Raw genomic sequence first — 24,449 nt, forward strand, 5'->3', positions numbered from 1 at the left:
ACATCATTCCTCAAAGCAATAAATTCTCCTTTGCCAACTAAGGAACCGGCTCACCATTTCGGGCTTCAAGCAGGCGATACCAATCTTCCCGGCTGTAATCCAACTCCAGGGATTGCTTGGCGGCAAGAATACGCTCAGGCGTAGTGGAACCGATAATAGGACATATTTGCGCCGGATGTTTCAATAACCAGGCAAGGATCACCTGCCACGGCTGACATTGATATTTTTCCGCCTGCAGGGTTAACTCATTTTCGATCCTTTGCTCGTCTGCGGCGCTAAAGGTGTTGCCCCAGGCCGAATAAGCCACACCGCCAAGGGGGCACCAGGCAACCGGAGTTATCCCCAACTGCTGACACTGATCTAGGGTGCCATCGGTAAAGCTGTTGATATTATGGATATTAATTTCCACCTGATTTACCATCAGCGGCAAAGGCAATGCCGATTGCAATAAGCTGAGCTGGGAGGGCGTGAAGTTGCTGACGCCGAAATGTTTCACCTTACCGGCACTGTGGAGCTGCATTAAGGTATCCGCCACCTCAGCGGCATGAAATAAATAATCCGGGCGGTGCAGTAAAAACATATCCAATGTCTCGATTTCCAGCCGTTTGAGGATACCGTCAACACTATTCACTAAATAATCCCGGCTAAAATCGTAACATTTGGGATCGCCAGGGTTTGGGGTATTCTCAATACGGATCCCGGCCTTGGAAGTGATAATCAACTGCTCCCTCAGCCCGGGGTTTTCTTTTAATACCTCGGCAAATAAAGATTCGCTTAAACCGCCGGCATAGATATCGGCATGATCAAAGTGGTTATAACCTGCTTCAATGGCGGTGCGCAGCGCCAGTTTCCCTTTTGCCCTGTCCGCTGAAGAGTTATCGCCGGTAATGCGCATACAGCCGTATATAAACCGTGAGGAGTTTAGCCCGGATTTTCCTAATTGAATATTTTTCATTGTCACCTGCTTGCCCGGTTTAAAGTAAAAAGTGAAGGTAAAACTTTAACAACATGATGTAAACGATAAAACATTTCAGCGATTTAAAACTCTCCCTGAATTTAAGCAAAAGTTTAAGTAAAAAGTTAACCCGCACTCAATTCCGCCAGCTTCTGGCGGTGTGGTTTAAAGTTCAATCCGCAACGGCTGATAAAGTCAGTGATCTGCCCGATATTATACTTATTGGCATATTCATTACCGGGCTTTAATTGCCCGCTATCAGGATACAAACCATAACCCGCCAGCAAGCAATGCCAGGATATCGACGGATAGTAATGATCAATTTTCTGACGATCCAGTTCATCACTGAGGTTATCCCCCCGCATCCAACATTGTAAAATAGCAACCAGGCTCGCCGAAAGCTGGTTGTTATTGGCATTATCCAGCCAGTACTGACTGTCGGTGCGTGAGTTAATACGATAATGGCCGACAATATAATCGCGCACGGCCTCAAAGCGGGCATTGACACTGGCATTAAACTCCCCCTGATATTGGCCGGAAAAGTTGCCTTTTTGGTAGCAGTCAATAAAGCCTTGCACCGTTTCCTGCACCAGGTGCAAGGCGGTGGCTTCCAACGGCTCGATAAAGCCCTGGGATAAACCGACGGCAACACAGTTTTTATGCCAGTGTTGCTCTACCCTGCCAACTTTCATTTTTAAGTGGCGCGCCTCAACGTCAGCATCAAGCAAGCCAAGCTTGGCCCTTAATTCCGTTTCGGCACTATCGCTGCTGGAATAAGCCGAACTGTAAACATAACCATTGCCGTTACGGTTGGTTAACGGGATTTCCCAGGCCCAACCATGTTTTAGCGCAGTGGAAATGGTTTGTGAACCTAGCTGCTGCGTTTGCTCTGTCGGCAATACGACCGCGGCATCATTAAAGAGGTTATTGCCAAAGCTTTTAAACGGCACCTTCAGCTGCTGTTGCAGCAATAAACTGGCAAATCCGGTGCAGTCAATAAAGATATCCCCGGCAATAGTTTCACCAGCTTGTGTGATCACACTTTGGATATCGCCGTTAAGATGCAACTTCACCTCGGCAACGGTTCCCCGGGTATGAGTGACGCCGAATTCTTGTGCCTTTCCCGCCAAAAATTTGCCGAGTAAGGCCGAATCAAAGTGATAGCCATAATTGGTTTCAAAAGGAAAATGAAATTCCGGGATAGGTGCTAATTTATGTTTGGCCAGGTAGCTGGCCAGAAAAAAGTGATCGGGATGTCCTTCAACCGAGATGCCTTTACGGCGGATATAACTATTATGAAAAAAGCCCGGGGCGCTATAGTCATCGGTTTGCGCCGGAAACGGATGAAAATAGCGGGAAAATCCGGGTTTAGTCGACCAATTGACAAATTCAATACCATTTTTATAGGTGGCATTACATTGTCCCATCCAATCACTTTCCTTAATGCCCAGAAAATCCATAAACCCTTTAAGCTGGGGGGTAGACCCTTCGCCCACACCGATAATGCCGATATCCGGAGATTCGATTAAACGAATATTAAAACCCAGATGTTGCCAGCTTTTCGCCATCAAATTAGCGGCCATCCAACCGGCAGTACCGCCGCCGACAATAACAATTGATTTAGCCTGATGTTCAGACATCATATACTCCTCGATCTTTTCATTACCTGGCGGCACGGCCAACTTAACAACAAAGCACCGATAACGCCCCGGTTAATCCTCCTTGCTTGTCATCCATAACATCACAACCAATATACATCCTGTCTATAGCCGCTCTCTTTCTTCCGTTAAACCTCGGCATTGCCGTACTGGACTTTAGGTACTTAACTTACGCCTGGAGCGTGTAAGTTGACCATACGTCCTGTATATAAAAAACCACTTAATCTTGCGATCAAGTGGTTTTCTTTTCAATGACAGTTCACGTTAACACTTATCCAATTAACACTAGAATGAGTAATTAACCCCAAGGAAGAACTGGCGACCGAACTTCTTGTATTCCCCGCTAGCCAGCGACGTACCATAGTTAGTGGTATTAGCTTCGTCGGTCAGGTTATTCACCTGCAATACCGCATCTACACCATTATCAAAGGAATAAGTTCCCTGCCAGTCGACCACGGTATAGGCATCGGCATATTGATAGGCAGTACCGCCGGGCGTTGACCCCTCATAGATATAATCATCGCGGTAGCGAACATTTAAATGGGTACTGAAATTGTCGATATCCCAGAATAAAGTCGCACTAAAGACATGCTTAGACAGACCGGGAAGCGACAGTTGCTGATCATCAAAAACACCGCCGCCATCGACCGTGGTTTCACTCTCGGTATAGGAATAGTTAGTATTCATACCTAAGGTAGAGAAGACACCCGGCAACTGGGTAAATACCGTGGTATAAGCCAATTCTACCCCGCGGATATAACCCCCCTGATCATTATTTTGTGTCGTTTGGTACTGGCCTTCGACAAAACCTTCCGGTGCTTCAATACCGATTTGTGACCAGGCAATTTCCCCTTCGTTATAGGTGACACTTTCAATCAGGGTATCGATATCTTTCCAAAATAATGCCGCAACAAATGCACCACCGCCTTCGGTGAAGTGCTCATAGGATAAATCATATTGCGTAGCGCGGAAGGGGTCCAGGTTCGGGTTACCTTTGGACCAGACATTATAACGCTGACTGACACCGTCATTAGCGGTATCCGCCCATGATCCGGCGCCGCCGCGTAACTGATGTACCGGCGGACGACCTATCACTTTGGCCGCAGCAAAACGGATTTGCTCATTATCGCTGATTTGGAAGTTCAGGTTAATAGACGGCAAGGTATCGGTATACTCAGGCCCGTAATTTACATTGGCGTAATCGTCGCGGGTTACACCGTTATCATCGGTAATGCCGTCACCGGTTTCATCCCCTTGAAGCTGTTGGATACCGCGGGATTTGGTATCGGTTTTCACCACCCGGACACCAAAGTTACCCGTAACCGGAATATCACCAATTTCGCTTTCAAAGTTGGCCATGGCGTAAGCCGCCAGTACTTTCTCCCGTACCGAACCGCTCTCAATCAGGGTCCAGTTATGCTCCCAGGTTTGTTGGGCATCATAGTTACCCAGGCCAAAAGCAGCATCAGCAATGCCCACCAGGTCTAAATCCAAGTAGGAAAAACCGTTCATATTCTTGACCGTGGCGAACCCGTCCAGGGAAATCGGGGTACAGGCATGATCATAGTGGTTAAATTCACAGTTTTGGTTGGTCACGATAGTGCCGTCCGGCAGTTGATAACCATTTTGCCCTTCACGAGCTCCCCATCTGAAGGTAGAACGTTTGTCTGAGAAGGTTCTGTCGGACCAGCGGGCGCCAACTTCAATGGAGCTGATAAAACCCGAATCAAGATGATATTTAAAGTCTACCTTGATGCTGTCGATTTCATCGGTATATTCATGGGGGAACTGCTCCCAGTCGCCAAGGCGCATATGAGATAAATCCGTGTAATCGGTATTTAATACCATATCGACGGCATCTTTGCTGTTATTGGCAAAAGAAAAGCCCTGGCCGCTAAGTTCCTGCCAGGTATCAACCACAGTACCATCTTCTAAAGTTTGCGTGCCGAATTCGTAAGCATGCATGGAAGCAATACGGTCAAGACGGGTCTTTTTACCTTTAGAATGGGCGGCATCAAAGTAAATTTCGTAATCGTCAAATACCCATTCGAGTTTTAAACCAAAACTGTCAGTGGTGGAATCGGTTGACTGATCTTCTGAGCGCATTTCCACCCAGGGACCGTTAGTGCCGGTTAAGGTAACATCCCCGCCGACCAGGTAACCATCAGAAATAACCGGGTTGGCAACATTGTATAAACTGTTATCCTTATTTAAGCCGTCGATGTTTAAGCCGTTCATTTTATCTTCAGATTCAAATTCCGATCTGAAAAAATCAAATTGAGCCTTAAAAACATCATTAGGCTGATAAACTAAAGTCGACATCAAACCTAAACGTTCATCCGTGCCTTTTGCCGCACGTATCTGGTAACCGTTTGGAGCTCTTTCCTGAACACCGTCACCGTCAAAATCTTGTAGCCGCTCATACTTACGCGCACTATATTCTTCGGCATTATTTGGCTGCTCCATATGCGCCAGTCCAAAGCCAAAACCTAATGTTTCATTAAGAAACTTGCCCTGATAAGAAAAACTGAAACGGTTGCCCATATCATCGGCACCGACATCTGAAGCAGCATCGTTATAGGAAAGCCGTGCACTGGTAACAAAATTATGATCTTCTTTTGCTTCCAGCGGGTTGGCCGTTTTTAACTCCACCGTTGCGGCAACGCCCCCTTCCACCAGGGAAGCTTTGGGAGATTTGTATACTGCTGCCTGGGAGATCAGCTCGGACGGATATTGATCAAAAGCAATCCAGCGACTGCCTGCGGTATAACCACTGGTACTGGCCTGTTCACGGCCGTTGAGGGTCGTCTGAATAAAATCACCGTTCATGCCGCGGATATTTAACTGGGAAGACTGACCACTGGCTCTGACGGTGGTCACACCGGGAAGACGTCCTAACGCATCGGCGATAGAAATATCCGGCAGAGAATTCAAGTCCCCGGCATCAATCACTTCAGAAACCATATCTGAGAAACGTTTCTTATCCAGTGAACTGATAAGACTGCGCCGTATACCTTTAATCTCTATGACTTCGGTGCCAACCACGGCTTCTTTTTCACCAACACCTTGTTCCTGACCCGAAGCCGATTGCTCTTCAGCCGCCAATACCGGCAGTGTAACCGCCATAAAGCCGCTTGAGAGCAGCGCCAGTGTAACTTTACTTGCTTTAAAATTCATCATGCTTTCCCCCGTTCCATCCTTGTTTTATTTATCTTCAGCATTCCCAACTGATCTTTGATGGTTATTTAGTGACCCACTCATGGGTGGATGAAACTAATATAAGGCGGACTCCAGGCCAAGAACATATGATGCATACGTATTCATATTTTCGGGCACCATTATCGAACAAGGAAAATAGCGGTGCAAGCCTATAAAAAGGGCAAAACCTCATATCACCAACAAACAGTTTCCGCAGATAGAGCACAAGCAAAAACTAAGCTTGAAAACACAAACACTTGCTGATAAATGATACCGCCAGCGCCTGTTTTAAACAGGGAAGAAACTTTAGCCATTATTTTTCCCGGACGCGCGCATTAACATTTTATCAGGCGAAAAAAGCTCCCTCGGCCACTGAAAATCATGCTTCATTAACACCGTTCTTTTTGCTTTAACCTGTTATCCGGCCAAAAAGCTGAATACGTATGCAAGAAATACTGCTGTCACATAAGCCGGCTCCCCCTGAACCAGGGTGAGCGTTTTTAAAAACAAAACCGCATCATCAATAAGTAAATCATTTACTTTACAAACAAAAAAGTATATAAAGTTTATTATCGAATCTGTTGCCCGCTATGACCTTGGTTAAGACAATAGCGGCCGGCACTTTAAGGAGATTTTTATGACCATAGAAACCTGGATTTCATTTACCCTGGCGGCAATGATGTTATGCTTTTCACCCGGACCTACCCTGCTCTTGGTCATGGGCCAGTCATTAACTTACGGTAAACGCTCCGTGTTGCCTTTGCTCTTAGGGGTCTTATCCGGCGATATGATTGCCATGAGTTTATCTGTGCTTGGCCTGGGCGCCATTTTAGCGCTGTCTGCAACCCTGTTTACTGTTTTTAAATACCTGGGAGCGGCTTATCTCTGTTATCTGGGCATCAAGGCATGGCGGAGTAAAGCCACAAAAGCAGAAGATACGGATAAAGGAGGTATAGCCAGCGGCACCATCTTTAAGGAAGCCTTGCTGGTGACAGCATTAAACCCCAAAGGCATCGTCTTTTTTATGGCTTTCTTCCCGTTATTTATCGATACCGCCCAGCCTTACCTGCCCCAGGTATTGATACTGGCGATGTCCTTTTTACTGGTATCGGGGTTAAGCGTGTCCTTTTATAGCCTGTTTGCCGGACAACTGCGCCAAAAAGTGCAATCACCCAAACTGCAAACGGGTTTTAACAAAGTCAGCGGCACTATGCTGATAGGGGCAGGCGCCTTGACCGCCACAATGCAGAAGTAGTGCAGAAACAAAACAGCAGAGACAACTATGCCACATAACATTATCGAGTATTCATCCGAGCTGGAACCCCATATCCAGGACATCATCAAGGCTGTCCACCTGGGCTCGGTCAATGCCGCCCTCTTTGACGAGCAGGATATCAAAACCCGGGCACTTGCCTATCAGCATGCCAAATTAGGCCAGGGCAGCCGGTTTTTCATCCATGTCCAGGCCAAGCTCCTGAGCGGACGCAGCCCGGAGCAAAAAAACTTGCTGTCACAGGCCATCTTAGAGCAATTGAGTAAACTGGGCCTAAGCGCGATATCCCTGACGGTTGAAATTTTGGATATCGACAAACACAGCTATGCCAAACAGGTGATTCACGCTTAAAAAGCCCACCCGCAACTCACCCTATGAATTTAAGTTAAAGGAGAGAAAACTTATGAATTTAAATCAAGTCACCCTGCCCGTTAACGATATGGAAGAAGCGGCAAGCTTTTACCGGAAAATGGGCTTTTTACAAATCGTCGATACCCCGCACTACGCCCGTTTTGAATGTCCCGAAGGCGGAGCAACCTTTTCCCTGTCCCTGGAAACAGACACTTTTACCAACAAAACCACCATTTATTTTGAACATCAGGAGCTGGACCAGCTGGTTGAGCAGTTAATAGCCAAAGGACTCGAGTTCAGCCAGATGCCCCAGGACATGTCGTTTTTATGGCGGGAGGCGATTTTATTTGATCCCAGCGGTAACAAAATAAAACTTTACTGGGCCGGAGAAAACCGCTTAAATCCCCCGTGGCGTGTTGAAAAAAGCGGCTAATTGGCCGGAAATCAAACTGACAACCAGGGCCTGTTTATCTTTAGAGGGGATTAAGATTTTTGAGCGGTTTTTGCACATATCAAGGCAAAAAAATGGATGTGTAGTTGTTCTACATGACATTTTTCTAACGCGGATAGGTGCAAAAACAGCCAAAAAGATAATTCACGGCCAAAGATAAACAGGCCCTAAGCTAAATAACTGCAAACAAAGCCAAGAGTAAATAGCCCGGAAAAAACAGAAGGACAACCCCGGCAAGCTGCTTCACGTCAGAGCTGAACAACTGGAAACTTTATCGATTAAGAGGCAAGATAAACAGCCTGCGCTCAAGAAAATTTAATCCTTGGTCGCGTAATAGTAAAGAGTCCGGTTAAACACTCAAACTCGTTGATATAAAAACCATAATATAAATAAAAGGAAGTTTCATGCAGCAATATCTGTTTAAATTTATCACCGGCGTTAGCCTGCTACTGGCCTCCCTGGCCAGCAACGCAGAAAGTTATATCTATCTGACCAACAATACCGAACAAGAATTAACCCTGGATATCAGCCAATACGGCGCTTCCTTAAACAAAGGCGAGCACTGGAAACAGCACGCCACCAAAGTGCCTCCTTTGGCCACAGTGCGTTTTTTGGAAATGAACCGGGATACCGGCATCACCTGGGGCGAAGACTTTTATTTTGACACCCAGGTGACCAGTGAAGACGGCAGCAGCACGGTTTTACGGCAAAAACTCACCGGCACCTGGAATTTCAGTTCCATCTGGCACGGTATGGACGACAGCCCCTGGTATGACGACAGAAATATCCATAGCATTACCCGGGATTTTATCACTAGCGAGACCTCAATAGCGGTCAAAGCAGAGTCGGCCCGGGTTAACGGCGATGATTTTTATTATGTTATTCATCCCAAGCCGCAATACCCCAGCGTAGGACAGAGCAACAACTTTAAAGTGCTGGCCTACAATGTCTGGGCCCTGCTGCCGGGCATAGTGTCAAAAAGCGTCGGCGAGCGACTGAACCTGCTAACCAAAGAGCTGGACGGTTACGATGCCATTGTCTTTTCCGAGTTATTTGATAACAGCAACCGCAGCAACTTTTTAAACGGCCTGAAAGATGAATATCCCTACCAGACCAAAGTTGTCGATCGTAGCGGCGCGCTGGAAGACGGCGGCGTACTGATTGTCAGCCGCTGGCCGATAGAAGCAGAAGATCAAATCACCTACAATGACTGCGACGCAGACGACTGTATTGCCGCCAAAGGGGTGATTTACGGGAAAATCAACAAACAAGGCAAGATCTATCACCTGTTTGGCAGCCATACCCAGGCCTGGCCGGAGCCAAAAAACCAGACCACACGGGCCAACCAGTTCCAGCAAATGTCAGACTTTATCACAGCCAAGGATATCAGCAGTGATGAGCCGGTGATCATTGCCGGAGATCTCAATGTCGACAAGGCAAACTATGAGCAGGAGTACATCAATATGCTCAATATCCTGCAGGCGGAAGAAGTGAGCCGCAGTGGCGGTTACCTTTATACCGCCGACGGCAATGTCAACGCCTGGACCTCCGGCATACCTGAGATCCTTGATTATGTCTTATATTCTACCCGGCACTTAACACCGCTTGAGTCAGAAGCCAGGGTGGTAACACCGCGCAGCATCCACAAGGATGTTTTTACCAAGTATGATCTGAGCGACCACTTTGCCGTCAAGGCCGAGTTAACCTTTTAGCACTAACAGACAACGCCGGTAGACTGCTGCCGGCGTTGCTCTGCAATTTACTCTTTTTTTAAATTCCCTTTCTACAAATAGCTGAGCCAGGCCTTTTCCGGATGGCGGCGTTTATAGTTATCATAGCAATGGCACAAGGGATACATCAGCAAGACAATAAAGATCCAGATCAGATAGGTACTGGCTAAATCCACGCCATAACCACGCAACTCAGTCACCATGCCGATAAAATGATCCAGCACCATCACCGAAGCATCATAACCCTGCAACACCGCCACCAGCATAGCACCGAGATGGATCACATAAAGATGCAGCAGGTAATAGAACATAGGCACCCGTCCTATCTTGATCAGGGGCACAGTCCAGCGGCCTTGCACTTTTTCCAGGGCGGCCAGCAACAAAAAGGCCGGCCCCAGAGTCACCAGCAGATATAACAGCGACGGCGGATATTTACTGACATTAAAAAATGACATCAAACTCATGGCCGGCGTTGCCATCTGCTGCCATAAACGGGCATCGCCATAGAGGTTAAAATAGCGCAACACGAAAAACGTCACGATCGAAAAAGCGGCCAGCTGAGACAATAATTTCAGCCTGTTTGCCTGACTGAAATCCTGGCGGTAAATGCGGCCAAAATAATAGCCCAGCAACATCACCCCGGCCCAGGGCACAATGGGATAGGCAACCACCAATGTCATATCGTCAAAACGAATGACATCCCTGTGATGCAGGAAAATCCAGATATTCGACCATAAAGTGCCCAGCTGCGGACTGACACCATCAAACAGATTGTGGCCGGCCACCATCAGCAACGCCAGGCTAAGTCCGAGCTTGTGGGGTAAATGAATAAAACCGGCGAGCAAGATCATGGAAATACCCAGCACCCAAATCACCTGTAAATTGGTTTCCGTATAATGAATATTAAAGTCCCAGCCGAATTTGACTAAGGTCACTTCCAGAATCACCAGCCAGATCCCCCGTTTGAGCAGCCAGGCCGACAAGTCTTTTAACGGCATTCTTTGCGCCATAAAAAAAGCCGAGGTACCGGCTAAAAAAATAAATACAGGAGCACAAAAATGGGTGACAAAACGGGTAAAAAATATTGCCAGTGAGGTTTGCTCCAGATCCATGGGGTCGTAATAAAAAGTATCCCTGAAATAATAATCCCGGACATGATCCAGGGCCATCAACAACATGACCACCCCACGCAAGATATCAATAGACTCGATTCGATTTGTTCTCATATACAACCTCCAAATGGTCTCCGCCCGGGTAACACAAGCGGGCAGATAAATAATCCTTTATTCATTTGGCCACAGCTAAAAAGTGGCCGAACAAGCTAAAACAAAATTAACAGCACATTAGATCCATGATTATGGGATTCACCAGGGGCAATTTAGGCAGGAAAAATCGGCAAACGAAATTCAACAAACATAAAATCCCTTTATGTATATAATCTTGTTGGGCTAAGATAACAGGCAGAGCATGAATTTCAATAGAAATCAGGCGGTAACTAAATTTCTCTTATGATCAAACCTTTACTGTGCTGTTTGCTGCTGAATTTACTCACCGCCGATATCGTGTTTGCCCGGCAAATAACAGATCGCCCCCAGCCGGCAACCTTGATTTTTTCATCCCCGGACGATCCCCTTGCAGAACTTTCTGCCCGCATACTCAATCGGGCATACCGGCGTTTAGGTATCCAAACCCGGGTACTGCAACAGCCTGCCGCCAGATCTCTTATCAGCGCCAATAGCGGTCAGCTCGACGGTGAAGTAAACAGGATCGCCGGCATCAGCGGGGAATATACTAATTTACGTATGATCCCGGTGCCGATTAATATCTTAGAAGGCAGCATGTTTATCCGCTCAGGCACCCTGGCACCGGATGAAAAAAACGGTTTATCCACCTATATTATCGGCTTACGCCGGGGGACTAAATTTGCCGAGCAATATACCCGGGAAATGAAACGCCAGTTAGTGGCTAGCAATAGGCAATTATTTTTATTGTTAGCCGGCGGCCGTATCGATATCGCAATCACCTCAAGCCTGGAAGGCCAGGTCGCCATTAACAAATTACAACTTAAAAACATCAAATTACTGCAGCCGCCCTTTATCAAAAGACACTTATATCACTATCTGCATAAAAAGCATCAGGCGCTGATCCCTCAAATCACCTCTATTATCAAAGCCATGAGAGAAAACGGCGAAATTGAGCGGCTCAAGACAGAATATCTGGCAGAGTTTTTATCACCGTTAACATGAAATCACGACAAAATAAGTGCAAATACTTTATGCCGCTTCAACCTTAATCAGGTGATCATCAACGGCACCAAGCAAAGGCTCCAGCTGCGCCGGAGCCCCTCTGAGCCAATAGTCGATATGCTCAGGTAAAACCAATAGCGGCATACGTTTATGGTATAAAGCACAGAGATCATTTGGCTTGGTTGTCAGGGTAACCAATTGATTGGGCTGTCCGGCAAACCACAAGGCCGCCATAAACAGCGGTTGTTCCCGGACATGAGTGAACAGAAACTTTTCTTTTTTATTGGACCGGTTATCCGTGCGCCACTCATACCAGCCGGTCATGGGCACCAGGCAACGGTTATTGGCATAGGCCTGTTTAAAGGTGGTCTTTTGCGCCGCCGTTTCAGCCTGGGCATTAATCAGCAGGCGTTTAGCCCAGTCCGGCTTAATGCCCCATACCAGCTCTCCCTGCTGATAGCTGTTGCCGTCGGCGGCAATGGCAGAAATGAACTGGCTTGGGCACAGGTCGGTATTAGTAGTTGTACTGTAACTGATCCCCAGCAAGTCGCTGACCCGGGCACTTAAGTGCTCATTGATAACACTAAAACGACCACACATATCCTCTTCCTAACTTATTCAATGCTATTGCTTATGAATTTCACCGGTTTGTTCATCAACAAAACCATGACACAAATAACCCGGTATCGGGCGTTTTTTCTTGTTTATCTGCAGAAAATGCTCATAACCGACGGAAAAAGCAAAAGGGTTGGCATTATAGTCGGCATAATACTGATCCCGCCCCAATTTAGCTTCACTGACGCCGGAAGCAAAACCACTTAAAAAATCAGATCGGTTATTGAGTAATATCGTCGTTAAACCATTTTCGTCGGCCACCAGTTCAAGCACGCCTTCGTCAATGAACTTATTGACCACAGCAGGATTAAAAACCCCGGTGTATTGTTCGGTTTCAGGATCGTAGCCAACGGCACTGGCACCAATGTCTGAGCTTGTCTGTGCTCTTGCCTCCATTAAGGAGACAAAAAACTCTCTTACTTTTTTTGAAATCAATTTATATATCCGCTTTATTTCTTCCTGCCCATTTTATCAAAAGCTTAGCCCGGATCCCAATAACGAAAAAAATCCCCTTTCCTGACGTCCATGACACCGCGGCATACATCCAGAGTGTCGCCGCTCTTTGTCCCGCGGCATACCTACATCCTGAACGTCGCCGCTCTTTGTCATCCATGACACCGCGGCATACCTACATCCTGAATGTCGCCGCTCTTTATCATCCATGACACCGCGGCATACATACGTCCTGAATGTCGCCGCTCTTTGTCATCCATGACACCGCGGCATACCTACATCCTGAATGTAAAAAGCCCCGAAAGCGGGGCTGTTATTTGGAAATCAAACCACAGTTTTTACAGCCGGGTGCTGGCCAAAAAGAATTAAGTGCAGTGAAGCACGTGAGCAGATTCGGGATAACACTTATAATTAAAAGTGAACAGACAAGGCTCGCCGGATAAACCGCCTCCGACTTGAGGAGTCATTTCAGCAGGCAAACGCTTTTTATCCTGAGAAAGGTTTTTTAACTTCTTTTTATTTAATTTCAATTTCATTTCAATCTCCTTATGCTTCTGTTATTTTTCTTTAATATTCACAAATAGATAGCTCCTTATTTGCAATTTTCAACATAGCCAGCACCAGATACCAAGTCAAGAAAAACAAACATTTATTTAACACAAAATAAACAACAAGCTTTTTATCAAAAATCTTTGCCTGAACTTTTCTGATAAATGATATAGTTATCCGTTGATTTGCCCTCTGCCAACCTAAAAGGAAAGTTATGATAGATTTTCGTTCAGATACCGTAACCCGTCCCGATGCCAAAATGCGCCAGGCAATGGCCAATGCCGATGTCGGTGATGATGTCTATGGCGATGACCCTACGGTAAATGCCCTTGAAACCTGGGCGGCTAAGCGGCATGGTTTTTCGTCAGCAATTTTTTGCAGTTCAGGCACCCAGGCAAACCTGCTCGGCCTGATGGCGCACTGCGAGCGGGGAGACGAGTATTTATGCGGGCAACAGGCCCATAACTACAAGTTTGAAGGGGGTGGCGCTGCGGTATTGGGCTCAATCCAGCCGCAACCGATAGAAAATGAAAAAGACGGTACCCTCTCTTTCGACAAGCTGCGCGCGGCAATCAAACCCATAGACCCGCACTTTGCCAAAACCACCTTGCTCAGTCTGGAAAACACCATTAATGGTAAGGTGCTGCCACTGGACTATCTGGCCAGAGCCCGGGAGTTTGTCAATGAACATGGCTTAAAGTTACACCTTGACGGTGCCCGGGTTTACAATGCAGCCAGTGCGTTAGATGTTGATATTATTGAGATAGCAAAACATTTTGATTCCATGACCATTTGCCTTTCTAAGGGCCTGGGAGCACCGATCGGCTCTTTATTGTTAGGCTCAAGCGAGCTGATTGCTAAAGCCAGGCGCTGGCGTAAAGTGCTCGGCGGCGGCATGCGCCAGGTAGGTATACTCGCGGCGGCGGCCGAGATAGCCCTGAAAGAAAATCCTAAAAATCTGGCGCTGGACCATGAAAATGCCCGTTATCTAGGTAAACGCCTCAATGAAATCGCAGGCTTTGCAGTCAACCTTGAACATATTCAAACCAATATGGTATTTGCCAAAGTCAGTCGTGATATAGAAATGAAGGTCTTAGCCGAACAGTTAAAAGCCAAAAACATCCTGATCACAGCAGCGAATCCCATGAGGCTGGTAACCCATGCTGATGTCCAACAGGCGGATATAGATATTTTTATCAACGCATTAATCTCCTTGATCAGGAGCTAATCCAGATAAAATAAAGCCGCCAGGGAAAAAGCTTCCCCCTGGCGGCCCCGCAAGGATACAGGTTATATCAACTAAGCCAGGTTAATTCAGCAAAGTTAATAGCTGGCTTTCCAGCTCCGCGCTAAAGTCGTCTTTACGAAAAACTATCTCCCCCCGGCGGTTTATCACCACCACATAAGGGTTTGCAAAGACCTGATAGTCGGTAAATATTTTATTTTTCCGATCCCAGATACTCGGCGCCGTAATGGCAAACCTTTCGATATAACGTTTTACATGGGCTTCATCAACATAGTAACCCTTCACCACTTGTAACCAATCCAATTTGTCGGCATATTTTCGGGCCAGGCGATTAAACTCGGCGATTTCTTGCTGACAATTGGGAAAATGCGGCAACGGACATAGGCTGTCGGCAAACATCAGCACCAGCGGCTTATCGCTGCCACCACTATAATCAAACGCTTTTTTCTTTAAAGTTTGCCCATGGATGCCGGGCGCTTTGATTCCGGAGTTATCATGAACTGCCGACGCCAATTCCAACGCCGATATACGACGCAAATGGTCATGCAAGTTGTTGGCATACACCGGCTTAGCCAAGGAAAAGCTCAACAACAGCAAACAAAACAGCATAACCCTGGGCAGCATAAACCTGGGCAGCAGCGCCATTTTTCCAGCCGGGGCTTTAACCTTAATCATTAAATGTTTCATTCGCTCTTCTCCTTAATGGCCGCTTCTTGTCCGGCAAAGGCCAGGGCTGCCATCTGCGGCTGAATATCGGCGGCGCTTTGGCTGTAAAACTTCACCTTGCCGTCCTGTCCTATCAATACCTGGGTCGGCTGGTGCCAGGCATGAAATAAACGGGATATTTGATGGTTTTCATCAAAAACCACCGGATAATCAATGCCGAGCTCATTTGCCGCTTTTGTCACTGTCGCCAGGGTGCTGTTCATGGCAGGGGCCAGCGCAATAAATTCTATCTGCTCCTTATATTGCTGGTATAAGGCCAATGACCGGCTAATGCCCCGCGGCCGGTAAGGATCAAAAAACAGCAGATAAAGCGCTTTATTTTTTAGGATTTCTTCGCTGTTAACCGCTTCACCCTTAATATTTTCACTGTATAAAACCGGGGCCCGACTGCCGCTTTCAAGTTCAGCGGCGGCAACAGCAGCCGCCAGGCTAAAGGTAAACACGGGTAAAACCATTTTAAAAAACATCATTCTCTCCTGATTGCTTCCGGTTAATCTTTGATTGCGTTTAGTATTTTTTGCTGTAAATCATCGGTGATCAGCGCCGACCTATGGATAATTTTCCCGGTTTTATCGATCAGGATATGCTGCGGCGTACCGGTGACATGAAATTTTTCTACCAGCTCCCCCACCGCATCAAAGCTAACGGGTACCGACAAGCGACGCTTTTCCATAAACTTATTTACCCTGGCAATGGAGTCGTTCATGCCGACATTCACCGCCACCACATCAAGCTGCTCGCCATACAAGTCATGTACCTGCTGCAGGTGCGGCATTTCTTCTTCACAATAACTGCACCAGGTTGCCCAAAACTTAAGATAAACGGGTTTAGTAAGCGACTGCTCCAATACCAGCGACTTCCCCGCCAGTGTTGTCAGGGCAAAGTCCGGGGCTTGTTGACCCGCCAGCCCTTGCCCGGCTGCTGCCGTATAACTGAAACTTGATATCAGCAGCACCGAACTCAGCACTAATCTCCCTTTTTTTCGTACAGCCCGGGGGAGGTTTTTTATTTGGCTTAAAAGGTCATCTTTCATTACTTTTTCCTTGGTTTCGATAAAGTTAAAATAAGTTGTTTCCACCGCGCTTTGGCCTCCTGTCACCGCGGAATACCATACGTCCTGTAATTTCTACCGCTCTTTGACCTCCTGTCACCGCGGAATACCATACGTCCTGTAATTTCTACCGCTCTTTGACCTCCTGTCACCGCGGAATACCATACGTCCTGTATTTTCTACCGCTCTTTGGCCTCCTGTCACCGCGGAATACCATACGTCCTGTAATTTCTACCGCTCTTTGACCTCCTGTCACCGCGGAATACCATACGTCCTGTAATTTCTACCGCTCTTTGACCTCCTGTCACCGCGGAATACCATACGTCCTGTATATAAAAGTCAAAACAGTAGTTTTCCGGCTTCGGTCAGAAAATACTCCCCGGTTAAAACCATCAACAAGGCCATAAAAACCTTGCTGATATTGAGCCAGCGCCCGGACTTGGGTAAACGGGAGAACCATTGCGAAGAAAAGGCGAACAGCAGTAATAATGAGCCCAAACCGTAGGCAAAGATCACCATCAGCACGCCGCCATAAACCAGGTCACCCGTTGTCGCGATATACATAAGCAACATGCCCAATACCGGTGCTGTGCAGGGAGCCGCTACTAAGCCGGAAGCCGCACCGATAAAAAATAATCTCAGGTAAGGGTTAGTCAGTTTTCTCAGCCACTGCTGCCCCGGATGCCACTGGGGGATTTTCAGATAGCCCATCATCGACAAGGCAAAAATAAAGCAGAGGTTGGCTATCAGAATATAACCCAGCGGAGAAGTCGATATTTCACCAAACATTTTGCCTGTGGCCGCCGCAAAAATACCCAGGCTGCCATATACCAGCGCCAGCCCGGCAACATAAACCAAAGGGCCGAAAAATTTTCCGCGGCCAGTTTTACTGTCTGCTTGATGACGGGTTTCCAGGGAAAACACACCGACAGTTATGGGGATCATAGGATAAACACATGGCGTGGTGCTGGTGAGTAAACCGGCAAAATAAACCATGACCAGACTGATAAAGGAGAACTGCCCGGCGCTTAAATATGCCCCTATGCTTGTTTCTATAAAGGTTTCCATAACGGCTACCAACTCATGACTTAAGATGACGCCAGTATGGGGAAAAACGGGATAAAACTTATGCCAGCAAGCTGATATTTACCTTATATTTTCCTGAAATTTAGCTAAAAAAACGCTGTAGCCCTTATTATTACTGACTTTATTAACAATCACAGCAGAAAGGGGGAAAATAAAAAAAGACTGTTTTTCCCTTGCTCCGGCGGTATCATATCGCCATCTATCACGGCAATCATTCCGGTTAAGCTGACAGGCCAGAGCAAGACATGCACAGTTACCAGTTTTCTATCTTTACCTACAATCCGGATACCCGTGAGTTAAGCTGGCAAAAAGATCCCTCAGACAACCGGGAATCGGGCAGCCAGTATTTAAGAAAAAAAGTTGCCGACGTGCTGCTCTATTTATTAGAAAACCGCGAGCGGGTTGTCAGCAAAGATGAGTTATTACAAAACATCTGGCAGCAGGGAGAATTCAGGGAAAATTCCCTGCTGCAAAGTATCAGGGAATTACGCAAATTATTTGCTGAATCCGCCCAGTCGCCAAAATTTATCCGCACCGTACACTTAAAAGGTTATCAGTGGATTTATCCCCAAGTCGCGTTAAGTGCGCCGATAACAGAGAAACCAGAACTAAGTGGAACTTCACCTGAGCTAAGTGAAAACAAGCAACAAGCCCCGGAAAAACCGATAAGCGCAAAAGCAGCAAACCTTTCCCCGCAGCCTGAGAGGCAAAGTAAACCCGGACTTAAAATAAAAGCAGCGGCTTTTCTGGCACTGGCTTTCGCCCTCTTTATCACTGTCTTTTTTTGGCCGGTAAAAGATACCCCGCAAGCGCCTTTAGCAGCCAGCAAGGCCGAAGTCGCGGTATTACCTTTTATCAACGACACCGGCGACAGCAAGCTGCAATGGCTGGAACTGGGCTATTCCGACATGTTCGCCCAGGGGTTAAGAAAATTTATCCCGCTACAGGTAATTCCCAGCTACCACTTGCAGGGGGCAATGGCGATACGCCAACTGGATAAACGCTTAAGCGACAGCGAACAGATTTCAGGCTTGCTCGGTAGCATCAATGCCAAATATGCCATTGCCGCCACCATTAATAAAGACGGTAAAGCCCTACGTTTCAATTATCGTATCCATGATCTTAAAGGGGTTTTTGCCAGCGGCAGCATCCGTTTCCCTAACCTGCCCTCCTCTTTACCTTCCTTGATCAGCCAGGTGGCACAGCATTTAAGCACAAGCCAATCTCCCGATGGCAAGGCGGCATTGGCGCTTTTTAAAAACAAAGACGCACAGCAGGATTATGCCAAGGGCACACAGGCGCTGCAGACGAAAGGCGCCACATTAGCCAAACGTTACTTTGAAGCAGCCTTGCTCAATGAACCCGGCAATCTCGCCGCCACCGTTAAGCTGGCCGATACCCTGTCCCTGCTGGCAGAGTTTGAGCAAGCGCAAGCCTATTACCGGCAATTACTTGCGGTCCCGGCATTATCACAAGATGCCTTTCTTGGCAGCAGCGTCTATCTAGGCCTGGCAAAATTATTGATACAACAGCACAGGCTCGACGAAGTCGAGACGTTACTTAAGCAGGGGCTGGCATTAACAAAGGATAAATCCCTGCGTTATCAAAGAGCCCAGTTAATACGCAGCAAGGCAAAGTACTTCCAACTATTGGGGGATAACAAACAAAGGCACGCCTTGCTGAGTCAGGCGGATGAATTAAGCCGTCCTTTTGCCTCGCTGCAAAACGAAGCGGATGCCTTATATTATCTGGGCAGCCCCACCAATATCGGCCTGGAAACAGATCCTGATGTTAATCTCAGGCAAAACCAGCCCAAACTGGAGCAGGCGCTGAAATATTATCGGGAGTTAGGCAACAAAAGAGGCGAAGCCCTGACCCTGCTGGCCATCGGCCAAAACTACTACTTCGATGTAAAAAAACGCCTTGAGGCACTGGAGCAGGCAAAAACCTTATTTATTGAAACCGGCAACCGGCTTGATCTGATCGATACCTTAAATTATATCGGTTACTTTTTTATTCAATATCATAAGGGAGAGCTGGCCCGTCAGGCACTTGAACAGGCGATCGCTTTACTCGATCCCCTCAATGATCCCCACAGGGCACAACGCAGCTACTTTTTTTATGCTTTTTCGGCGTTGGATCAAGGCATCAACAATGAAGGGAGCCGGGCAAAAGCATTTTTAGCCAGCGCCATCGAAGGCTTTAAAACCAATATCGAAAAATATGCAGCTATCAGCTCCGGTTCAATCACCGCCGACAGCCATTTATTATTGGCCTGGGCCTATTCAGAGTCCGGGTTGTCGTCACAAGCCATCGGGCATATAGAGTTGGCGCTAAAAACTTACCGGCAACAAGGCTATCCGGTATCCATCCGATATGCCCAGGTTTCCTTGCTGGACGAATACATTAAGCTTGAGCAGTGGCAGAAAGTCGTCTCCCTGGCCGCGAACGTGACCGACAGTTACCTGGCAAATATTTATTTAGCACGCGCTTATTATGAACTGGATAACCTCTCACAAGCCCATCAAACCCTTATGCTCACCAAAACAAGGTTTAGCGAGCGCTGGAGCCAGGCCGATGAAAAAAGGTTATCCCTGTACCATCAGGGACTGAAAAATGATGGCAAGCTCAAACTTGAAAAAGTCATACTGGGCGAAGAAATGAGCTCTCATCAAAACTACTGTGACGATTTATGGAATACCGAGAATATCGACAGCGTCATTCAATTAACGACATCGGCACATCAAAAGTAACAGCCTTAGCTTGCTCACCATAGTTTGCCCGCGAGACAAAATATTCGGGAAGAGAGTGTTAAAGCATAATTTCAGGATACCCGAGCATTATGCTTTAAACGACAGGACACAGAAACACCCCGTCCGGCAGTTAAGCCAAAGGATTAGCCTTTTTCAGCCAACTGTGCGATTTCAGCTCTTTTCAGCAAGGCCAGTAAATCTTCGGGGTTGCGGTAGCCGGGTAATAACATGCCGTTTTCCAGTACGATCGTCGGCGTACTGTCAACACCGGAGCGTACGCCAAACTGATAATGCTCTTCTATCGGCGCCTGACACAAAGGTTGCTGCTCGGCTTTGCTGCCCCCCGCCTGCATCGCCGTCATCGCCGACTGCTGATCTTTGGCGCACCAGACACTGGCTAAATCCTGAAAAGCCGGTGAGCGCTGACCGCCCCTTGGAAAAGCAAGATATTGCACAGTGATGCCGAGGTCATTATACCCTTGCATCTCCTGATGCAATTTACCGCAATAACCACAGCTGGTATCGGTGAAAACAGAAATACGGTACTTTTCATCTTTTGCCGGGAAAGTCACTAAGCCGGACTCAAGCTTATTGATACCGGCGACCCTGAGCTGGGATAACTTCTGCTCGGTTAAATTAACCGGTCTGTCAGATTCGATATTGAACAAATTCCCCTGCAGCAACTGTTTGCCGTCATTGGAGACATAAAACAGCCCTTGCCCGGTGACAACCTGCATAAAACCGGGAATGGTAGACTCACTGACTTCTTCTACCTGCAAATTCATCGCCGCCAGGCGCTGCGTGGCAAACTCGGATAAGTTTGCCGCCAAAGCGTTACCCGTTAAAAAAACCGATAACAGTAATGCTAGTTTTTCCATACGCATTTTCTTTTCTCCTTGTTGTTATAAGCTGGAATTCGTGACAATAATCCGGAGTATACCCGATATCTGGCCGGGAAAGGCAGCTTTATCAATTACATTTATTTTACAAAATATGTCTAAATATAAATCAATGAACGAAACAGGATGCAATCAAGGAAAAATAAGGGGAAAGGCAGGATTGGCAAGAGCAAGCCCAAATAGCTGAAACACTGCCAGGGCTTGCTTAAAGAGTAATAAACTTAAAACTTAAAACGCGACACCAGCTCGTTTAACTGCAGCGCCATATCCCTGAGATTGCCGCAATCATCGGAGGTTTGCTTAACCACCTCACTGTTTTCCCGGGAAATATCGGCAATCGCGGTAACATGGGGATTAATTTCCCCCACCACCTTAGACTGCTCTCCGGTTGCCGTCGCTATCTGCAGGTTCATATCATTCATCACGGTAATGTTGTCCGCTATGCTGTGAATATGATCACCGGAATAACTGGCTTCCTGCTGGCTGTTGCCGCTAAGCTCGGTACTTTGGGCAATGGCATTGACCACCTCACGGGTTTTTGTCTGCAGCTTCTCGATAATGGTGCGGATTTCTTCGGTAGACTGGTGGCTGCGTGACGCCAGGGTTCTGACCTCATCCGCCACCACGGCAAAACCCCGCCCCTGCTCGCCGGCACGGGCCGCTTCGATGGCGGCATTTAACGCCAATAGGTTAGTTTGCTCGGATACGCTGCGGATCACTTCCAGCACGGTATCGATAGAGTTGGCATCTTCCGCCAGCTGGCTGATGGTGGCGCTGGTATTTTGTAACTGCTCACTCATCTCGGTAACACTGGAAATAGTCTGCTGCACCGAATCGCTGCCCTGCTGCACCGCGCTATCGGCAGTCTGGGCATTTTCCGCGGCATTATTGGCACTGGCGGCAATCTCTTCTGCGGTCATGCCCATTTCATGCATGGCGGTAGCAATTTGTTCGATTTTCCCCACCTGCTCGACAATATCCGACTCCATGGTTTTTGCCTGGTTATCGATACGCTCAATAGCACTATAAAGTTCGTTGCCTGTACTTGAAACCCGCTGCAACAACTCGGCTAAATAGGTCACAAACTGGTTATAACCTTTGGCCATACGCCCGGCTTCATCATGGCGGCTGTCATCCAGGCGCTGGGTTAAATCGCCGCCGCCTTTGCCTATTTGCTCCAGCATTTCAGCCAGCTGGCCAAACGGCGCAATCAAACGGTGAATAACCCCGGCGCTGATCACCACGGAAATCACCGCGATCACCAGCCCCATCACGACCAGGGACCAGGTCACTTCATCCAGGGCACCGAACACTTCTTCGGTAGGCACCTCGGCAATCAGGTGCCAGCCGATGGCGGGAATATAACGGCTGGCCACCAACATCTCGACGCCATTATTTTCATATTCGGTGGCGGCAAAATCCGTTTTAGTCAATAAAGCACCGGCATCTTCCACCCCTAAACTGGTGATATTTTTACCGATATACTTGGTATTGGGATGGAGTTTAATCACCCCTTTTTCATCGGCTAAAAAGATCAGTCCCTGTTCGCCGATACGGTACTGGCGGATACTCTGGGACATATTTTCCAACGACAAACCAACCCCGGCAACGGCGCTGGGACTGCCGTCGACCTTCATCAGGTAATTAATAAACAAGGTCGGGATCTGGGTCGCTTCATCAATATCCAGACTGAGTTCATATTGCTGTCCGCTGCGCATAAAGCCGTAAAACCACTGATCTTTATCGCTATCTTTTGACAGGGTTTTAAATAAACCGTCCGGGGTAAAATACTGCCCGGTTCTGGCGGAGACATAAAAAGCGGTAATGGAATTAAATTCATTCTTAATCTGGGTCAGATAATCGGCGACTTTGCCATGTTCGGCTTCATTTTCGCCGCTGCGGATAAATTGCTGGTAATCACTGTTAGTGGCCATGACCTGTGATACCGTGATCGGCAATAGCAACTGGGCATCGAGTTTGTTGGCAACTTCCCCCAGCGCGGCAGGTAATTCACGCTCCAAAGTCCCTTCAAGAATAATCGAATGGCTGGATCTGAGCGCAAAAACACTGACAAAAAGGATTGCCAGCACCATGAAAATTAAAGTGGTTAATACAACTTTACGGCGAATATTTAATTGGAGCATGACAGTTTTCCTTACATCCCTAACAGCATAATGATGATTGCCGATCCTGTCGGCAATCATGGCTACAACTAACAGGTAGCAGAACTGATCTTAGAAGTGATATTTAACCAGTAAGTTAACATTTCTTTCATCAACGCCCTGGACACCAAATTTATTGTTCCAGTACACGTACTCGACCCCGAAATAAAGTTTTGATGTCAGGCCAAGCTGTGGCGCAACGTCATATTTTAACTGGGACGTCATATTAAAGCTGGTGGCAAGTTCATCATTGCTTGAGGCATAATCAATAAAACCGTCAAAATAAAGCGCCCCCAGCGGCAAGCCCCACACCAGGGTGGTTTGATAGTTATCGTCGCCTAATTCATTTTCTCTGTGGTAAACATTGGCCTGGAAAAAATCAAAGCCGGGAATTTTGATGTCTGAGCCAAACCCCGCCAGGTAGTTGGTAAAACTAAAACCCTCTCCTCCTTTGGGGGAAACCGAGTCCATTTCCACCATACCGGCAAGGTAAAGGCTGGTGACCACACCGTTATCCAGATCAGTAAGCTTATAACGGGGCTGCCACTCGGCATAGGTTTCATTATCACCGTTATCGGATTCCAGGCGGTCAACAAACAAAAAGCTGTCGCCCCAGGTGGTGCCGGCAACATGTTCAAAGGTATATACCTTTCTATGTTCATCCCCTAACTCATAATTACTGCCATTCAAATAAGTTAAGCTAAAATCTGACCAGTTGGTCTTAGCCTGGGCATTGGCCCCCACAAACAAGCATAAAAATAACGGTAAATATTTCATCAAAAATCCTCAAAGGTAGGTAATAAAAAAGTTGTTTAATTCGTTCCCTGATTAACAGGCTAACTTAAGGCCATAATAATTAGTGACTTAGCCAAGTTATATTTTATTTTACGATACAACAACACTAAAACCTGCAAATTTTCCAACAATAACAACAATTTTATCCAAGCAATCATTTCCTATAACATAGCATTAATTATTAAATAACAATTTAGATAACTGATGCTGCTTCTTATCTATCGACAATTCCGGCAATAAACTTGAGAAAAT

General features: G+C 47.0%; 21 protein-coding genes. 7 read left to right on the forward strand and 14 right to left on the reverse strand.

The genetic code is table 11. The features are described 5' to 3' along the window. Positions 1–37: 37 nt before the first annotated feature. The 3 genes from QL234_RS23505 to QL234_RS23515 form a co-directional block, all read right to left on the reverse strand. Positions 38–955 (reverse strand): aldo/keto reductase, encoded by a 918-nt coding sequence (locus QL234_RS23505; RefSeq protein ID WP_281560207.1) that lies wholly within the window; start codon positions 953–955, stop codon positions 38–40. A 125-nt stretch (positions 956–1,080) separates the two neighbouring features. Then, entirely contained in the window at positions 1,081–2,598 is a 1,518-nt protein-coding gene (locus QL234_RS23510) for a tryptophan halogenase family protein (RefSeq protein WP_281560208.1), read from the reverse strand. 300 nt (positions 2,599–2,898) lie between these two features. Next, entirely contained in the window at positions 2,899–5,793 is a 2,895-nt protein-coding gene (locus QL234_RS23515) for a TonB-dependent receptor (protein ID WP_281560209.1), read from the reverse strand. A 655-nt stretch (positions 5,794–6,448) separates the two neighbouring features. On the opposite strand from QL234_RS23515, the gene QL234_RS23520 reads away from it, so the two are divergent. The 4 genes from QL234_RS23520 to QL234_RS23535 all read left to right on the forward strand — a co-directional run bounded on the left by QL234_RS23520 (position 6,449) and on the right by QL234_RS23535 (position 9,598). After that, a complete protein-coding gene (locus tag QL234_RS23520; RefSeq protein ID WP_281560210.1) occupies positions 6,449–7,066 on the forward strand; it encodes a LysE family translocator in 618 nt (205 codons plus the stop codon). Positions 7,067–7,093: 27 nt separating this feature from the next. Then, positions 7,094–7,435, forward strand: coding sequence for a 5-carboxymethyl-2-hydroxymuconate Delta-isomerase (locus QL234_RS23525; RefSeq protein ID WP_281560211.1), 342 nt, complete (start codon positions 7,094–7,096; stop codon positions 7,433–7,435). A gap of 52 nt (positions 7,436–7,487) precedes the next feature. Continuing rightward, positions 7,488–7,868, forward strand: a complete 381-nt coding sequence (locus QL234_RS23530) for a VOC family protein (protein ID WP_281560212.1) — start codon at positions 7,488–7,490, stop codon at positions 7,866–7,868. A 422-nt stretch (positions 7,869–8,290) separates the two neighbouring features. Further along, positions 8,291–9,598 (forward strand): sphingomyelin phosphodiesterase, encoded by a 1,308-nt coding sequence (locus QL234_RS23535; protein ID WP_281560213.1) that lies wholly within the window; start codon positions 8,291–8,293, stop codon positions 9,596–9,598. Positions 9,599–9,669: 71 nt separating this feature from the next. On the opposite strand, the gene QL234_RS23540 is transcribed toward QL234_RS23535, so the two are convergent. Further along, complete coding sequence (locus QL234_RS23540; protein WP_281560214.1) at positions 9,670–10,842, reverse strand: heparan-alpha-glucosaminide N-acetyltransferase domain-containing protein; 1,173 nt, start codon at positions 10,840–10,842, stop codon at positions 9,670–9,672. A 282-nt stretch (positions 10,843–11,124) separates the two neighbouring features. Here QL234_RS23540 and QL234_RS23545 point away from each other — a divergent pair, with 282 nt between their 5' ends. Further along, entirely contained in the window at positions 11,125–11,862 is a 738-nt protein-coding gene (locus tag QL234_RS23545; RefSeq protein ID WP_281560215.1) for a transporter substrate-binding domain-containing protein, read from the forward strand. A 27-nt stretch (positions 11,863–11,889) separates the two neighbouring features. Here QL234_RS23545 and QL234_RS23550 read toward each other — a convergent pair whose 3' ends face one another. From QL234_RS23550 to QL234_RS23560, 3 genes are all read right to left on the reverse strand, one after another. Next, positions 11,890–12,462: an SOS response-associated peptidase gene (locus QL234_RS23550; protein ID WP_281560216.1), complete on the reverse strand. Its 573-nt coding sequence runs from the start codon at positions 12,460–12,462 to the stop codon at positions 11,890–11,892. A gap of 24 nt (positions 12,463–12,486) precedes the next feature. Further along, entirely contained in the window at positions 12,487–12,912 is a 426-nt protein-coding gene (locus QL234_RS23555; protein WP_281560217.1) for a hypothetical protein, read from the reverse strand. 383 nt (positions 12,913–13,295) lie between these two features. Beyond that, complete coding sequence (locus tag QL234_RS23560) at positions 13,296–13,466, reverse strand: hypothetical protein (RefSeq protein WP_281560218.1); 171 nt, start codon at positions 13,464–13,466, stop codon at positions 13,296–13,298. Between the two features lie 227 nt (positions 13,467–13,693). On the opposite strand from QL234_RS23560, the gene ltaE reads away from it, so the two are divergent. Beyond that, positions 13,694–14,707 carry a low-specificity L-threonine aldolase gene (gene ltaE / locus QL234_RS23565; RefSeq protein WP_281560219.1) on the forward strand — a complete coding sequence of 338 codons (1,014 nt, stop codon included), beginning with the start codon at positions 13,694–13,696 and terminating at the stop codon, positions 14,705–14,707. An 81-nt stretch (positions 14,708–14,788) separates the two neighbouring features. On the opposite strand, the gene QL234_RS23570 is transcribed toward ltaE, so the two are convergent. From QL234_RS23570 to QL234_RS23585, 4 genes are all read right to left on the reverse strand, one after another. Beyond that, complete coding sequence (locus QL234_RS23570; protein WP_281560220.1) at positions 14,789–15,412, reverse strand: TlpA disulfide reductase family protein; 624 nt, start codon at positions 15,410–15,412, stop codon at positions 14,789–14,791. After that, positions 15,409–15,921, reverse strand: a complete 513-nt coding sequence (locus QL234_RS23575; protein WP_281560221.1) for a redoxin domain-containing protein — start codon at positions 15,919–15,921, stop codon at positions 15,409–15,411. The genes QL234_RS23570 and QL234_RS23575 overlap by 4 nt, the downstream gene beginning before the upstream one ends. Before the next feature lie 20 nt (positions 15,922–15,941). Next, positions 15,942–16,484 carry a TlpA disulfide reductase family protein gene (locus tag QL234_RS23580; RefSeq protein WP_281560222.1) on the reverse strand — a complete coding sequence of 181 codons (543 nt, stop codon included), beginning with the start codon at positions 16,482–16,484 and terminating at the stop codon, positions 15,942–15,944. 357 nt (positions 16,485–16,841) lie between these two features. Beyond that, positions 16,842–17,570: a cytochrome c biogenesis protein CcdA gene (locus QL234_RS23585; RefSeq protein ID WP_281560223.1), complete on the reverse strand. Its 729-nt coding sequence runs from the start codon at positions 17,568–17,570 to the stop codon at positions 16,842–16,844. A gap of 263 nt (positions 17,571–17,833) precedes the next feature. On the opposite strand from QL234_RS23585, the gene QL234_RS23590 reads away from it, so the two are divergent. Next, the gene (locus QL234_RS23590) at positions 17,834–20,341 is read left to right on the forward strand and encodes a winged helix-turn-helix domain-containing protein (RefSeq protein ID WP_281560224.1); all 2,508 of its coding nucleotides are present in this window, start codon (positions 17,834–17,836) and stop codon (positions 20,339–20,341) included. Positions 20,342–20,484: 143 nt separating this feature from the next. On the opposite strand, the gene dsbC is transcribed toward QL234_RS23590, so the two are convergent. The 3 genes from dsbC to QL234_RS23605 form a co-directional block, all read right to left on the reverse strand. Beyond that, a complete protein-coding gene (gene dsbC, locus QL234_RS23595) occupies positions 20,485–21,219 on the reverse strand; it encodes a bifunctional protein-disulfide isomerase/oxidoreductase DsbC (RefSeq protein ID WP_160298201.1) in 735 nt (244 codons plus the stop codon). Positions 21,220–21,461: 242 nt separating this feature from the next. Then, on the reverse strand, positions 21,462–23,384 hold the full coding sequence (locus tag QL234_RS23600) for a methyl-accepting chemotaxis protein (protein ID WP_281560225.1): 1,923 nt from the start codon (positions 23,382–23,384) through the stop codon (positions 21,462–21,464). A gap of 90 nt (positions 23,385–23,474) precedes the next feature. Beyond that, positions 23,475–24,179, reverse strand: coding sequence for a nucleoside-binding protein (locus QL234_RS23605; RefSeq protein WP_281560226.1), 705 nt, complete (start codon positions 24,177–24,179; stop codon positions 23,475–23,477). Between the last annotated feature and the right edge of the window lie 270 nt (positions 24,180–24,449).

It is taken from the genome of Thalassomonas sp. RHCl1, assembly GCF_947387555.1.
Taxonomy (GTDB): domain Bacteria; phylum Pseudomonadota; class Gammaproteobacteria; order Enterobacterales; family Alteromonadaceae; genus Thalassomonas.

What these genes read in the sequence shown, in the direction of transcription:
- QL234_RS23505 (WP_281560207.1), bottom strand. Translation starts at nt 955, where the DNA reads ATGAAAAATATTCAATTAGGAAAATCCGGGCTAAACTCCTCACGGTTT.
- QL234_RS23510 (WP_281560208.1), bottom strand. Translation starts at nt 2,598, where the DNA reads ATGATGTCTGAACATCAGGCTAAATCAATTGTTATTGTCGGCGGCGGT.
- QL234_RS23515 (WP_281560209.1), bottom strand. Translation starts at nt 5,793, where the DNA reads ATGATGAATTTTAAAGCAAGTAAAGTTACACTGGCGCTGCTCTCAAGC.
- QL234_RS23520 (WP_281560210.1), top strand. Translation starts at nt 6,449, where the DNA reads ATGACCATAGAAACCTGGATTTCATTTACCCTGGCGGCAATGATGTTA.
- QL234_RS23525 (WP_281560211.1), top strand. Translation starts at nt 7,094, where the DNA reads ATGCCACATAACATTATCGAGTATTCATCCGAGCTGGAACCCCATATC.
- QL234_RS23530 (WP_281560212.1), top strand. Translation starts at nt 7,488, where the DNA reads ATGAATTTAAATCAAGTCACCCTGCCCGTTAACGATATGGAAGAAGCG.
- QL234_RS23535 (WP_281560213.1), top strand. Translation starts at nt 8,291, where the DNA reads ATGCAGCAATATCTGTTTAAATTTATCACCGGCGTTAGCCTGCTACTG.
- QL234_RS23540 (WP_281560214.1), bottom strand. Translation starts at nt 10,842, where the DNA reads ATGAGAACAAATCGAATCGAGTCTATTGATATCTTGCGTGGGGTGGTC.
- QL234_RS23545 (WP_281560215.1), top strand. Translation starts at nt 11,125, where the DNA reads ATGATCAAACCTTTACTGTGCTGTTTGCTGCTGAATTTACTCACCGCC.
- QL234_RS23550 (WP_281560216.1), bottom strand. Translation starts at nt 12,462, where the DNA reads ATGTGTGGTCGTTTTAGTGTTATCAATGAGCACTTAAGTGCCCGGGTC.
- QL234_RS23560 (WP_281560218.1), bottom strand. Translation starts at nt 13,466, where the DNA reads ATGAAATTGAAATTAAATAAAAAGAAGTTAAAAAACCTTTCTCAGGAT.
- ltaE (WP_281560219.1), top strand. Translation starts at nt 13,694, where the DNA reads ATGATAGATTTTCGTTCAGATACCGTAACCCGTCCCGATGCCAAAATG.
- QL234_RS23570 (WP_281560220.1), bottom strand. Translation starts at nt 15,412, where the DNA reads ATGAAACATTTAATGATTAAGGTTAAAGCCCCGGCTGGAAAAATGGCG.
- QL234_RS23575 (WP_281560221.1), bottom strand. Translation starts at nt 15,921, where the DNA reads ATGATGTTTTTTAAAATGGTTTTACCCGTGTTTACCTTTAGCCTGGCG.
- QL234_RS23580 (WP_281560222.1), bottom strand. Translation starts at nt 16,484, where the DNA reads ATGAAAGATGACCTTTTAAGCCAAATAAAAAACCTCCCCCGGGCTGTA.
- QL234_RS23585 (WP_281560223.1), bottom strand. Translation starts at nt 17,570, where the DNA reads ATGGAAACCTTTATAGAAACAAGCATAGGGGCATATTTAAGCGCCGGG.
- QL234_RS23590 (WP_281560224.1), top strand. Translation starts at nt 17,834, where the DNA reads ATGCACAGTTACCAGTTTTCTATCTTTACCTACAATCCGGATACCCGT.
- dsbC (WP_160298201.1), bottom strand. Translation starts at nt 21,219, where the DNA reads ATGGAAAAACTAGCATTACTGTTATCGGTTTTTTTAACGGGTAACGCT.
- QL234_RS23600 (WP_281560225.1), bottom strand. Translation starts at nt 23,384, where the DNA reads ATGCTCCAATTAAATATTCGCCGTAAAGTTGTATTAACCACTTTAATT.
- QL234_RS23605 (WP_281560226.1), bottom strand. Translation starts at nt 24,179, where the DNA reads ATGAAATATTTACCGTTATTTTTATGCTTGTTTGTGGGGGCCAATGCC.